The following is an 11,453-nucleotide window of genomic DNA, read 5'->3' as shown; positions in this document are numbered from 1 at the left end:
CGGATGAAGGAATGGACAGGCAGGATGCGTACGACGCCGTGATCGTCGGCGGAGGAGTGGCGGGCCTGAGCGCGGCGCTCGTCCTCGGGCGGGCACGACGCCGCGTGGCGGTGATCGACGACGGCTCGCCGCGCAACGCGCCGGCCCATGCGGCCTTCGGGTTCACCACGAGGGACGGCGTCCGTCCCGGCGACCTCGTGGATCTCGCCCGGCAGGACCTCGATCCCTACGGGGTCGCATTCATCGACGGCAGGGCCGAGGCCGCCCAGGACGACGGGACGGACTGGATCGTCCGGACGGCGGACGGAGCCGCGGTGCGCGGCAGGCACGTCGTCGTCGCCACGGGGCTCCGCGACAAGCTGCCCGGGATCGGCGGGGCGCGGGAGGCCTGGGGTCACGGCCTGCTGCAGTGCCCGTATTGCCACGGCTGGGAGGTCCGCGACCAGGCGCTGGGAGTGCTCGGGTCCTCCTCCGAGTCAGTGCAGCAGGCACTGCTCGTCCGCCAGTGGTCGGAGGACGTCACCTTCTTCCCGCATGTGCTCGGCGCGCTGTCGGACGACGACGAGCGCCGCCTCCGGTGCCGTGGCATCAGGATCGTCGAGGGGACTGTGCGCCGGCTCGTGCTGCAGGGCGGCGACGACGGCGGACCCCGGGCGGTCCGGAGCGTCGCGCTCGACGGCGGCGCGACCGTCCCGTGCTCCGCGGTCTTCTGCGAACCGGGGTCGGACGCCTTCCTGCCGCTGCTCGAGGCGTTCGGATGCACCATGCGGGACGACGGCTGCGTGACCACGGACGGGATCGGACGGACATCTGTGGAGCGGGTCTGGGCGGTGGGGAACGCCGCCGACCCGGCCGCGCAGCTGCTGCCGGCAGCGGGGGACGCCTATCGCGTCGCGGTGGCCATCAACGCCGTCATGGTCCGGGACGAATGCGAGGCGTGCCTCGCGCCGGAGGAATCCGTCCACGGATAGGGCCCCGGCATGGCGCCGGGGCCCTGTCCGTCGTCGGCGCTGGGTCAGCTCCTGCCGAGGTCGGGACGGGTGGACTCGTCCTGCTCCTCGAAGGGGGTGTCCTCGACGGTGCGCGGATCACCGCCACTCGGGCCCGTGGTGCCGCCGCCGCTGCCGGATCCACCACCGCCCATGGCGCTCACGGTGGGCGGGACGTCCAGGGGGAGGTCCCCACTCGCACCGACGTCCTTGCCCGGATCCTGCGGCGCCTCCGCACCGTCCGAGCCTCCCGATCCGTCCTTCTTGAGGACGCCCTTGAGGGTGTCCTGGACCTTCGGCGTCGTGCTCTTCAGGGTGTCCGTGGTGGAGCTGACGGTGTCCTGGACCTTCGGATTGTTCCAGAGCTGCTGCGCCTTGCCCTTGATCTGCTCGTAGCTCTCCCGCCCGGCCCGCGTCCCGAGGACGTACCCGGCAGCCATTCCCGCTGCAAAAACGAGTTTGTTCTTCACGCTGTTCTCCTGTCGTCGGTCTGCAGTGCCTCCGAATCTAGACCACGGAACCCGTGCGCCGCGAGAAGAGATCCCCTGACAGCGGTGCTGTATACGGGCAGGTTCCGTATACGGGTGCCGTGCATGAGAATGGGTTGGAAAGCGCTATCCAATCGAAGGGTCACCAGTGCACTCGGAGCTCGGCGTCATCCGTCCCACCACCGGCGAGCCGTCGGACTCCCGGCGTCGGGCACTGCCCGTGCTGGCAGCACTCGCCATGCTGCAGGTGATCTGGCCGCTCACCATGGATCTCTACCTGCCGTCCTTCCCCGCGATCCGCCGCGACTTCGGGGTGGACGAGGCGGCGGTCCAGCTCACGCTCACCGGCGCCTTCATCGGGATGGGCATCGGTCAGCTCACGTCCGGGCCGGTGTCCGATGCGATCGGCCGAGCCCGCCCTCTGGCCGTGATGATGGTGCTCTACTGCATCGCCACGGCATCCTGCGCCCTGGCGCCCAGCCTGGGCTGGCTCATCGCGAGCAGGGCGGTCCAGGGCATGGGCTCAGCGGCGTGCGCCGTCATCGCCCTCGCGATCGTCCGTGACCTCTACAGTGGCAGCCGGCTCCTCGTGTTCCTGGCCCGTCTGTCCATCGTCTCGGGTGTGTTCGTCGTGGCGTCTCCGGCGCTCGGCGCGCAGCTGCTCGGTGTCGTCGGGTGGCGCGGCCTGTTCTGGGCCCTGTTGGCCTACGGGGTGGTCCTGCTCTGCGTGGCCGGTGGCATCCTCCTCCGCAACGAGACCCATACCGAGGAGCGCAGGCGCCTGCGGGAGGGCGCGCGGTTGCGGGACGACTACGCCGCCCTGGCCACCGACGGGCGTTTCCGGTCCGTCGCGCTGGCCGGGGGGTTGCTCTTCGCCGCGATGATGGCCTTCATGGCCGGCAGCGCCTTCCTGGTACAGGAGGTGTTCGGCCTGAGCCCCACGGAGTACGCACTCGTCTTCGCCGCGCAGGGGGCGCTCCTGGTGGTGGGCGCGCAGATGGGCGCGCTGATCGCGCGCCGCGCCTCGCCCCTGATCACGGTGCGCGTCGGGGCGATCGCCCTGGTGGTGGCGGCCTCGATCCTCGTCCTGAGCGTGGTGCTGCTGCCGGGGCTCGGACTCTGGGGCCTGGTGGGGCCGGTCATGGGGTTCACCGCCGCGTTCGGCCTGATCAGTCCGGCACTGCAGGCCACCGCGCTGGAGCGCCACGGGTCACGTGCAGGGACGGCCGCCTCGCTGCTCGGCGCCTCGAACATGGTCGGCGCGGCCGTGATCGCACCGCTGACCGGTGCCTTCGGGCTCACGTCGCCGGTGCCGACGGCGGTCGTCATGCTCTGCTGCGCAGGAGTGGCCTGCCTGGTCCTGCTGGGTTCGGTGCGGTCGTCGCGCCCGTCGTCGGAGGCAGCCCCGGTGTCCTGAGGATCCGGGCTGGGACCTCGCGATGCCGGCCCGGTCAGGAGGAGCGGCGGGCCGGTTCGACGACGTCGGGCAGGACGGGCGAGGACTCGGGACGCCGGTCGCGCCGGTCCAGTTCCTCGGTCAGTTCCTCGTGGCGGATCTCCGTCTCGAGGGAGGGTTCACCGTCGTGCGCGTACTCGTAGTCGAGTTCACGGTGGATCTTGCTGTTCAGCACCTCGACCGTGGGGAGATCGAGCGTGGTGAGGTCTTCCGGGAAGTCCTCGGCGGGCGAGAGTCTTGTGCTCATGGGGGACCTGTTCGGTGGTTCGGAGCGGACACGGGGACCGGGCCCGCTTCTGGACCACGCATGCCGGGAAGCCCGGCAAAGGTTGATGATATCGGTCCCCCGTCGAGAACGGAAGCCATCCGCGGGTGAGCGACGACTCGGGGACGGGGGCGGGCGGGCGTTCCTCCCGGCGTTCCCGAGGCGGGCGACGGCCTGACGTCGGGCGGGCTGCACGCCTGTCGGTGGCGGGCGGTACCGTAGCCCGGATCCATCCGCGCCCACCGCGCACATCCCCGACGAGCAACGGCAGGGAGGCCCCATGCCCGAGGGAGACAGCGTCTTCCGGCTCGCCGCGAGGCTGCGCAGGTCCCTCGACGGCCGCACGCTCGAGCGCGGCGACCTGCGCGTATCCGCGCATGCCACCGACGCTCTGGACGGCATGCGGCTGATGGAACACGCCACCCACGGCAAGCACCTGCTGACCCGCTTCGACGGCGGCGTGACGCTCCACACCCACCTGCGCATGCAGGGCTCGTGGACGGTGACGGCGCCGGGCAGGTCGCTTCCCCGCGCGCTCCTGCCCGACGCCCGCGTCATCCTGGCGGTGAGGGACGGGCCGACGGCCTACGGCCTGGCCCTGCCCGTCGTCGGCCTCGTGGCCACGCGCGCTGAACACGACGTCGTCGGGCATCTCGGACCGGACCCCCTCCGTCCGGACTGGTCGGCGGAGGAGGCGGTACGGAGGCTGCGAGGCGACCCGGGCGAGCGGGTTGCGGCGACCCTGCTCGACCAGCGCAACGTGGCGGGCTTCGGCAACCTGTGGGCCAACGAGCTCTGCTTCCTGCGCGGCGTGCATCCTGATACGGCGATGGCCGACGTCGACGTCCCGGCCCTCGTGGCGCTGGGCGCACGGTGCCTGCGCTTCTCCGCGACCCAGCCCGGGGCCTACCAGGTCACCACCGGCAGGACGCGGAAGGGGGAGCAGCACTGGGTCGCCGGGCGTGCCGGGAAGCCGTGCCTGCGGTGCGGCACCACCATCCGCGTGCGGGCGGAGGTGCCCGGCGATCCGGGCCGTCGCCGGACCTGGTGGTGCCCGCGGTGCCAGCCCCTTCGCTGAGGCAGGCGGGGTGCGGGCATCGCCGGCCTCGGGAGGGAGGAGAGGACCTCAGCGCCTCGCGTCGAGGGCGGTCGCGAAAGCCTCGACCGACGCCGTCGAGCTGTCGACCCGCCAGTCCGCCTCCTTGGCGATGTGGAACCAGACCAGGCCGACCACGTCCGGCTGCGCGGAGAGGTATCCGAACAGGTCCGTGATCCAGCGGGCCTTGGAGCCGCCGAGCTCGGAGGAGGACGTCTCGGCGATCACGATGGGCGTTCCGGGTGCGAGGCGCCGCAGCTGCGCGAGCCCGTCCCCGAACAGCGCCGCCGGATCCTGCCAGCTGCTCCAGGACTGCGACGTACCCCAGTTGTAGCCGTCGAGGGCGACGACGTCGGCGTAGCCCTGCCCCGGGTACAGGCCGTCCAGTGGGGTGGAGCCCCAGTAGGGCACGTTCGGGTTCCAGACCCAGCTGACATTCATGGCTCCCGTGGAGCGGAGGACGTCGTGCACATGGCGGTAGGCGGCTACATAGTCCCCCGCACCGTTGCCGTTGACGCCCTCCGACCACGGGTACCAGTCGCCGTTCATCTCGTGCCCGAAGCGCAGGTAGACGGGCTGGCCCCACTGCCCGAGGGCGCTGCCCCACTCACGCAGGTAGGCGTCGAAGTCGCCCGCGGCGATGCGGTCGAGCGAGTAGGCGGGCTGCTCCGTGCCACCGCCCCAGGTCCAGGGCTCCCACGTCAGCAGCGTCTCGGCACCCCGCGCCCTGACGGTCTCCAGCTCGGCGATGGGTGCGGGCTGGTTGAAGTCCTTGTAGGAGAGGACGATCGACGGAGCCTCGCCCGCCAGAGCTGCCACCTCGTCGAGCTCGCTCCCCGCGGCTGGGCCGCCGCCGGTGCCGACGCCGAAGCGGATGCCCTTCGCGGAGTCGGTCCCGGGCGCCGCCGCGAGGACGGTGTACCCGGCGGAGGCCGCGGTGCTGCCGACCGCTGCGCTGATGGTCACCGTTCCCGAACCCCCGGGCACGATCGACACCTGGAGGGTGCCTGTGGACGTCGTCGTGACGGCGACGCGGCTGGTGCCGGCGACGACGGTCCCCTTCGTGCGCTTGGGGAAGCCCGCACCCGTCACGGTGACTTCGGCACCGGCTGTCCCGGCGGAGCCACTCAGCGTGATCGTCGCCGCGGCGCCGGCCGGAGGAGGCGTGAGGCCCACCATCAGCACGGCCATCGCGGTGAGGAGCAGGAGGATCCGGGTGGCGCCGTGGAGCGTTCCGGGCGGGAGGGGTTGGGCGGGGAGGATGCTCATGGGGGGGTACCTCGCTGGTTCGGTAGCCCGGCTGACCGCGTGGGTCCCGTGGCTTTGCGTCCCCGGCTCACGCCGGGTTTGCCTTTGTCGCCCGGCGGTCACCGCCGGTCGTCCGTCCTCGTGGACTGCTTCCATTCTCCCGCGGCCTACACGCCACGGGGTGCGATCACCCCGAATTCTGCCGAAGGATTGGTGCAGGTCCGGCGCAGTGCCTCCTGCAGCGCGCAGCACCGGCACGGCGCGGTGAGGCCCGGTACCGCTGTGCTTTTGGTGTGTCCTGGCCCACAATGGTCCTGTCGCGGTTGGAGGCACCCGCGACGGGTTGTGCTGGAGGGAACCATGAAGCAGATACCGGCGTTCACGCGCACCATCGCGTCTCAGGTCGACGGATACAGGCCGGAGTTCGAGGCACGGGTGGGGCCGGAACTCGCCGCGGTCTTCGCCCGCGAGCAGGAGGACCTCCGCCGCGCAGGACTGCCGGCAGGGATCGCCCGCGTGGGTGATCGGCTCCCGGATGCGGTCCTGCATGACGCCGCCGGCCGGGCCGTGACCCTGTCCACGGTGCTCGATGCCGCCGCCGCGATCATCGTCTTCTACCGCGGGTCCTGGTGTCCGTACTGCAGTATCGCGCTCAAGACCTACCAGCGGGAGCTGCGGCCCGTGGTCGAGGCTTTCGGGACCCGACTGATCGCGGTCAGCCCGCAGGCGCCGGACGTGGCCGCGCGAGGAGGGCGCCAGGCCGGATTGCATTTCGAGCTGTACTCCGACGATGGCAACGCGCTCGCAGCGCACCTCGGCATCGTGACGACCCCCAGCGCGGAGTCGCTGCTGGCCCGGGAGGCCCTCGGTATCGACGTGGCGGGGAGCAACATGGACAGCACTGCAGCCATCCCGTTCCCCACGGTGGTCGTGGCCGACGCCACCGGCACCATCCGGCTGATCGACGTGCGGGTGGACTACACCACGCGGACGGAGACCTACGAGATCATCGACGCGCTCGTGGCGCTGTAGGTCCGCGCCGGCGGCCCGTCCTACCGCCGCTGGGTCGCGCCGTCGGGTCGCACCGCCCGGTGGGCTACTCCTCGGGCTCGTAGCCGATCAGCCAGTGCAGGCCGTGGCGGTCGGTCACCTGGCCGTCCGTGGCTCCCCACGGCTTCCTCGCCAGGGGGTCGGTCACGGACCCGCCGTCGGCGAGGGCGTCGAACCACCTGTGCAGCACCGCGGGTCCGGCGGTGCCGAGGAGCGACAGCAGGACGCCCTCCAGCCGGACGGCGGTGCCGCCGTCGGGAGCGTCCGATCCGCCCAGGGCGACCGCTCCGTCGAGCACCCCGTGCGCCACGGCGTCCGGCGGGCCGTCGGTCCTGCCGAACTCCTCGTACGTGTGCAGGGTCAGATCACCTCCGAAGGTGTCCCGGTAGAAGCCGAGGGCTTCCCGTGCCGTGCCCGGGAAGCTGAGGTAGACGAGGGGTGCAGCCATGGGATGTGCTCCTGACGCTCGGTACTGCTCGGTTGAGGCCCTGCGGTGGTGCGTGCTGCGGGTTCCTGCCGGGTCCGCTTCCTGATGGACGGCTCGGATGGTGGGAGATCATCGGTACCCGGCTGCTCTTTCCGGATGCGGGCCGGTGACGGCCGCCGTCAGCTCCCGGTGCTGGACCTGGCCACGAGGTCGCTCGCCGGCATCGCACGCGTCTGCAGCGTGCCCGAGTCGAGGAGCGAGAGCAGGAGCTCCGCCGCCACCCGCCCCTGCATGACCGGGTTCCGGGACAGGGCGGTGACCGACGGCGAGGCGAGCTGGCAGTGCAGTGAGTCGTCCCAGCTCACGATCGCCACGTCCTCGGGGCACCGCAGGCCCAGCTCGCGGAGTGCCAGGAGCGCGCCCATGGACATGAGGTCGTTGCCGAGGATCACGGCGGTGACGGCGTCCTCCACGGGTTCGCCGAGGAGGGACACGACGGCGTCGTGACCGGCGGCGAGGGCGTAGTTCCCCTCGCGCGTGACCACGGCCATGCCATGCGCGGCAGCGCGGCGCCGGACGCAGGCGATGCGCTGCTCCTCGTGCAGGAACCGGTGCGGGCCCGAGACGTGGGCGATCCGCCGGTGGCCGCGGAGGTGGAGGTGGTTGACGATCGTGGCGGAATCCACGGCGTGGTCCGTCGTCGTGCCCGAGAACGGGGCCGGCCCGTGCCGCTCGGGGGCGCCGTGCAGGACGAACGGGAGGCCCAGCCGGTCGAGCAGCGCGGGCCGCGGATCCTCGTGCAGGTGATCGAACATGAGGACGCCGTCGACCTTGCGTTCGCCCGCCCACCGCTCGTAGGTGGCCCGTTCCTGCGCCGGGTCCGTGCCGACCATCCGGAGCATCAGTGCCATGTCACCCTCGGCGAGGGCCGTCTCGATCCCCGCGAGCAGGCCCATGTAGTAGGGCTCGGTGCCGATCAGGTCCGGATCAGCCGAGAGGACCATCCCCACCGCCCCCGACCGGGAACGGGAGAGCGCGCGGGCCGAGGAGCTGGGGTACCACTCGAGCTCCTCGGCGAGGTCCAGCACGCGGCGCCGCGTCACCTCGCTGACACCCGGCTGGCCGTTGAGCGCGTAGGACACCGACGCCTTCGAGATGCCCAGCCTCTTCGCCAGGCCGGCGATGGTTTCCTTGGCCATGGCTTCCACAATAGCGTCAGGTTTTCCTTGACCGGCCCCGTCCTATCCCCTAGGTTCGTGTTATACCTGAACCGGTTCAGTAGTCCTACTTTCTCAGCGAGGAGAATCCCCCGTGACGTATTCACTCCAGCTCTACACACTGCGGACCGCCATGGGGGAGGACCTGCCGGGCACCATTAAGCGCGTCGCGGATCTCGGCTACACCGCCGTGGAGCCCTACAACTTCGTCGCCACGGCGGAGCAGCTCGCCGAAGCGCTCTCGTCGAACGGACTGAGCGCACCCTCCGGCCACGCGCCCCTGCTGCGCGCCGACCAGGACGAGATCTTCGAGGCCGCCCGCACGCTCGGCATCGGCACCGTGATCGACCCCCACGTGGAGCGCTCGCACTGGACCACCGAGGAGGGCATCAGGGCCACGGCGGAGGCGCTCAACGCTGCGGCGAAGAAGGGCGCCGAGTACGGCATCCGGGTCGGGTACCACAACCACGAGTTCGAACTCGAGGAGCGCATCGACGGCACCTCGGCCCTCGAGGTGCTCACCCGGCACCTCGACACCGAGGTCGTCCTCGAGGTGGACACCTACTGGGCCGCCGTCGGCGGCGAGGATCCCGCAGAACTGCTGCGTCGCCTCGGTGACCGCGTGCGCTTCGTCCACATCAAGGACGGTCCGCTCACCAGGAACAACAAGGAGCAGGTGGCGGTCGGCCACGGCTCCATGCGCGTCTGGGGCGTGCTCGACGCCGTCCCCGGCCTCGAGGCCGCCGTCGTGGAACTCGACGATTTCGACGGGGACGTCTTCACCGCCGTCGCCGACAGCCTGACCTACCTCAACGAGGGGAAGAAATGAGCACGGACACCTCCGGCACCGCGGCAGCGGGCCGCCGCACCGGCCCGGTCGGCGTGGCCGTCATCGGTGCCGGCGTCATCAGCAAGGAATACCTGACCAACCTCATGGGCTTCCCGGACGTGACGGTGCACATCGTCGCCGACATGTTCGAGGAGGTCGCCGCAGCACGCGCCGCCGAGTTCGGAGTGCCCGCCTCGGGCGGCGTGCAGGACGCGCTCAACCACCCCGACGTCGAGATCGTGGTGAACCTGACCATCCCCGCCGCCCACGTCGAGGTGGCCACCGCCGCGATCGCGGCCGGCAAGCACGTGTGGAGCGAGAAGCCCTTCTCGCTGGACCGCGAGAGCGGCATCGGGCTCCTGAAGACCGCCGACGCCGCGGGCCTGCGGCTGGGCTGCGCCCCGGACACCTTCCTCGGGGCGGGTCTGCAGACCGCCTTACGCCTCGTGGCCCGCGGCGACATCGGGGTGCCCCTGACGGCGCTGACCCTCATGCAGTCCCCGGGCCCCGAGTCCTGGCACCCGAACCCCGCCTTCCTCTTCCAGGAGGGTGCAGGGCCGCTGTTCGACATCGGACCGTACTACCTGACCACGCTGGTGCAGACCTTCGGAGCCATCACCAAGGTGGCCGGGTTCGGCTCCACCTCGCGGGCAACCCGGACCATCGGTTCAGGTCCGAAGGCCGGCGAGGTCTTCGACGTCACCGTGCCCTCGCACGTCAGCGCCATCGCCCAGTTCGCGAACGGCGAGTCCTCGCAGAGCATCTTCAGCTTCGACTCCCCGCTCAAGCGTGCGGGTTTCGTGGAGGTCACAGGCACAGAGGGCACCCTCGCGTTCCCCGACCCGAACAACTTCACCGGCGACCTCACCCTGACCCGCCGCGGCTCCGACGAGACCGAGGTGATCCCCGCCGTGGGCGCGACGTCCACGCGCGGCAGCGGGGTGCTCGAGATGGCGCGGGCCATCCGCGAGGGGCGTCCGCACCGCGCACAGGGCGAGATGGCCTACCACGTGCTCGATGCGATGGTCTCCATCTCGGAGAGCGTGGCCACCGGCGAGTTCGTCACGCTCTCCAGCACGGCGACCGCCGCCGAGCCGCTGCCGGAGGACTGGGACCCGTACGCCGCGACCCTCTCCTGATCCCGGGGCGGCGCCGCGCATGAACCGCGGTGCCGGTCCGGACAGGACCGACGGCGCCCGGCCGGCCCCCGGTGGCCCGACAAAGCCACCTGACGAAGACCGCGGACGCGGGAGCCGCCCGCAGCCGCCCTGCTCTCCACCAGATCGAGAACGGACTGTCCGATGACGTACCTGCCTGCCGACGACCGCTACGAGACGATGCCGTACCGCCGTGTGGGACGGAGCGGCCTGCAGCTGCCCGCCGTCTCCCTCGGCCTGTGGCACAACTTCGGGGACGACAGGGCCTTCGAGGTGCAGCGTGACATCCTGCGCCGGGCCTTCGACCTCGGCGTCACCCACTTCGACCTCGCCAACAACTACGGACCCCCGGCCGGTAGTGCCGAGACGAACTTCGGCCGCCACCTGAAGGACGACTTCCGGCCCTTCCGGGACGAACTCGTGATCTCGACGAAGGCCGGCTACGGCATGTGGCCCGGCCCGTACGGCGAGTGGGGCTCGCGGAAGTACCTCCTCTCGAGCCTCGACCAGTCGCTCGAGCGCATGGGCCTCGAGTACGTGGACATTTTCTACAGCCACCGCCCGGACCCGGACACCCCGCTCGAGGAGACGATGGGTGCCCTCGACACCGCGGTCCGCTCCGGGCGCGCGCTCTATGCGGGCATCAGTTCCTACTCACCGGAGCGCACCCTGGAGGCGGCGGCCATCCTGCGGGACCTCGGGACGCCGCTGCTCATCCACCAGCCCTCCTACTCGATGCTCAACCGCTGGACGGAGGACGGCACGCCCAACCTGTACGAGGCCCTCGAGCGGGTGGGCGCCGGGTCCATCGCCTTCTCGCCGCTGGCGCAGGGCCTCCTGACCAGCAAGTACCTCGACGGCATCCCCGAGGACTCGCGCGCCGCGGCGAACAAGTCCCTGGACGCCGGGCAGCTCAGCGAGGAGAACCTGCGGCGGATCAGGGGACTGGCCGCGATCGCGACGGGCCGTGGCCAGAGCCTCGCGCAGATGGCCATCGCCTGGGTGCTCCGCGACAGGTCCGAGGGCACGCCGGTCACCTCTGCGCTGATCGGTGCGTCGAGCGTCGGACAGCTCGAGGACAGCCTCGCCGCCGTGCGGAACCTGGCGTTCACGGCCGATGAGCTGCACGCGATCGACGAATTCGCCGTCGAGTCCGACATCAACCTCTGGGCCAGTGCCCTCGAGGCCTAGCGCGGCGGCGATGACGATGCCGCTGAGGAACGTTTCGAGG

General features: G+C 71.2%; 12 protein-coding genes and 1 riboswitch. Of the genes, 7 read left to right on the top strand and 5 right to left on the bottom strand.

The window, feature by feature from the left end; translation table 11 throughout:
* The first annotated feature begins 11 nt into the window (after nt 1-11).
* On the top strand, nt 12-971 hold the full coding sequence (locus FNH21_RS06180) for an NAD(P)/FAD-dependent oxidoreductase (protein ID WP_152813082.1): 960 nt from the start codon (nt 12-14) through the stop codon (nt 969-971).
* A gap of 44 nt (nt 972-1,015) precedes the next feature.
* On the opposite strand, the gene FNH21_RS06175 is transcribed toward FNH21_RS06180, so the two are convergent.
* Nucleotides 1,016-1,459, bottom strand: a complete 444-nt coding sequence (locus FNH21_RS06175; RefSeq protein WP_152813081.1) for a YtxH domain-containing protein — start codon at nt 1,457-1,459, stop codon at nt 1,016-1,018.
* A gap of 166 nt (nt 1,460-1,625) precedes the next feature.
* Between FNH21_RS06175 and FNH21_RS06170 the strand changes: the two genes are divergently transcribed.
* Nucleotides 1,626-2,894 (top strand): Bcr/CflA family efflux MFS transporter, encoded by a 1,269-nt coding sequence (locus tag FNH21_RS06170; protein WP_152813079.1) that lies wholly within the window; start codon nt 1,626-1,628, stop codon nt 2,892-2,894.
* A 34-nt stretch (nt 2,895-2,928) separates the two neighbouring features.
* Here the strand turns inward: FNH21_RS06170 and FNH21_RS06165 are convergent, their stop codons facing one another.
* Nucleotides 2,929-3,180: a hypothetical protein gene (locus FNH21_RS06165; protein WP_152813077.1), complete on the bottom strand. Its 252-nt coding sequence runs from the start codon at nt 3,178-3,180 to the stop codon at nt 2,929-2,931.
* Nucleotides 3,181-3,478: 298 nt separating this feature from the next.
* Here FNH21_RS06165 and FNH21_RS06160 point away from each other — a divergent pair, with 298 nt between their 5' ends.
* Entirely contained in the window at nt 3,479-4,276 is a 798-nt protein-coding gene (locus tag FNH21_RS06160) for a DNA-formamidopyrimidine glycosylase family protein (protein WP_152813075.1), read from the top strand.
* A gap of 48 nt (nt 4,277-4,324) precedes the next feature.
* On the opposite strand, the gene FNH21_RS06155 is transcribed toward FNH21_RS06160, so the two are convergent.
* Complete coding sequence (locus FNH21_RS06155; RefSeq protein ID WP_241742741.1) at nt 4,325-5,563, bottom strand: glycosyl hydrolase; 1,239 nt, start codon at nt 5,561-5,563, stop codon at nt 4,325-4,327.
* 18 nt (nt 5,564-5,581) lie between these two features.
* Nucleotides 5,582-5,656, bottom strand: a riboswitch (cyclic di-GMP riboswitch).
* Between the two features lie 246 nt (nt 5,657-5,902).
* Between FNH21_RS06155 and FNH21_RS06150 the strand changes: the two genes are divergently transcribed.
* A complete protein-coding gene (locus tag FNH21_RS06150) occupies nt 5,903-6,574 on the top strand; it encodes a peroxiredoxin-like family protein (RefSeq protein WP_152813073.1) in 672 nt (223 codons plus the stop codon).
* A 64-nt stretch (nt 6,575-6,638) separates the two neighbouring features.
* Here the strand turns inward: FNH21_RS06150 and FNH21_RS06145 are convergent, their stop codons facing one another.
* Nucleotides 6,639-7,040 carry a VOC family protein gene (locus FNH21_RS06145; protein ID WP_152813071.1) on the bottom strand — a complete coding sequence of 134 codons (402 nt, stop codon included), beginning with the start codon at nt 7,038-7,040 and terminating at the stop codon, nt 6,639-6,641.
* Nucleotides 7,041-7,198: 158 nt separating this feature from the next.
* Nucleotides 7,199-8,218 carry a LacI family DNA-binding transcriptional regulator gene (locus FNH21_RS06140; protein ID WP_152813069.1) on the bottom strand — a complete coding sequence of 340 codons (1,020 nt, stop codon included), beginning with the start codon at nt 8,216-8,218 and terminating at the stop codon, nt 7,199-7,201.
* 112 nt (nt 8,219-8,330) lie between these two features.
* Here FNH21_RS06140 and FNH21_RS06135 point away from each other — a divergent pair, with 112 nt between their 5' ends.
* The 3 genes from FNH21_RS06135 to mgrA all read left to right on the top strand — a co-directional run bounded on the left by FNH21_RS06135 (nt 8,331) and on the right by mgrA (nt 11,413).
* Entirely contained in the window at nt 8,331-9,065 is a 735-nt protein-coding gene (locus FNH21_RS06135; RefSeq protein ID WP_191931659.1) for a TIM barrel protein, read from the top strand.
* Complete coding sequence (locus FNH21_RS06130) at nt 9,062-10,204, top strand: Gfo/Idh/MocA family protein (RefSeq protein ID WP_152813067.1); 1,143 nt, start codon at nt 9,062-9,064, stop codon at nt 10,202-10,204. Before FNH21_RS06135 ends, FNH21_RS06130 begins: the two co-directional genes overlap by 4 nt.
* Before the next feature lie 162 nt (nt 10,205-10,366).
* Nucleotides 10,367-11,413: an L-glyceraldehyde 3-phosphate reductase gene (gene mgrA, locus FNH21_RS06125; RefSeq protein WP_152813065.1), complete on the top strand. Its 1,047-nt coding sequence runs from the start codon at nt 10,367-10,369 to the stop codon at nt 11,411-11,413.
* The last annotated feature ends 40 nt before the right edge of the window (nt 11,414-11,453 follow it).

Origin of the sequence: Arthrobacter bussei (assembly GCF_009377195.2) — a bacterium.
Taxonomy (GTDB): domain Bacteria; phylum Actinomycetota; class Actinomycetes; order Actinomycetales; family Micrococcaceae; genus Arthrobacter_D; species Arthrobacter_D bussei.
Note: the sequence above shows the minus strand (reverse complement) of the source record. Positions and strands in the feature narration are given on the sequence as shown.

Bases quoted from the DNA above. Each gene is read 5' to 3' on its own strand.
- FNH21_RS06180 (WP_152813082.1), top strand. From the start codon at position 12: ATGGACAGGCAGGATGCGTACGACGCCGTGATCGTCGGCGGAGGAGTG.
- FNH21_RS06165 (WP_152813077.1), bottom strand. From the start codon at position 3,180: ATGAGCACAAGACTCTCGCCCGCCGAGGACTTCCCGGAAGACCTCACC.
- FNH21_RS06160 (WP_152813075.1), top strand. From the start codon at position 3,479: ATGCCCGAGGGAGACAGCGTCTTCCGGCTCGCCGCGAGGCTGCGCAGG.
- FNH21_RS06155 (WP_241742741.1), bottom strand. From the start codon at position 5,563: ATGAGCATCCTCCCCGCCCAACCCCTCCCGCCCGGAACGCTCCACGGC.
- FNH21_RS06150 (WP_152813073.1), top strand. From the start codon at position 5,903: ATGAAGCAGATACCGGCGTTCACGCGCACCATCGCGTCTCAGGTCGAC.
- FNH21_RS06145 (WP_152813071.1), bottom strand. From the start codon at position 7,040: ATGGCTGCACCCCTCGTCTACCTCAGCTTCCCGGGCACGGCACGGGAA.
- FNH21_RS06140 (WP_152813069.1), bottom strand. From the start codon at position 8,218: ATGGCCAAGGAAACCATCGCCGGCCTGGCGAAGAGGCTGGGCATCTCG.
- FNH21_RS06130 (WP_152813067.1), top strand. From the start codon at position 9,062: ATGAGCACGGACACCTCCGGCACCGCGGCAGCGGGCCGCCGCACCGGC.
- mgrA (WP_152813065.1), top strand. From the start codon at position 10,367: ATGACGTACCTGCCTGCCGACGACCGCTACGAGACGATGCCGTACCGC.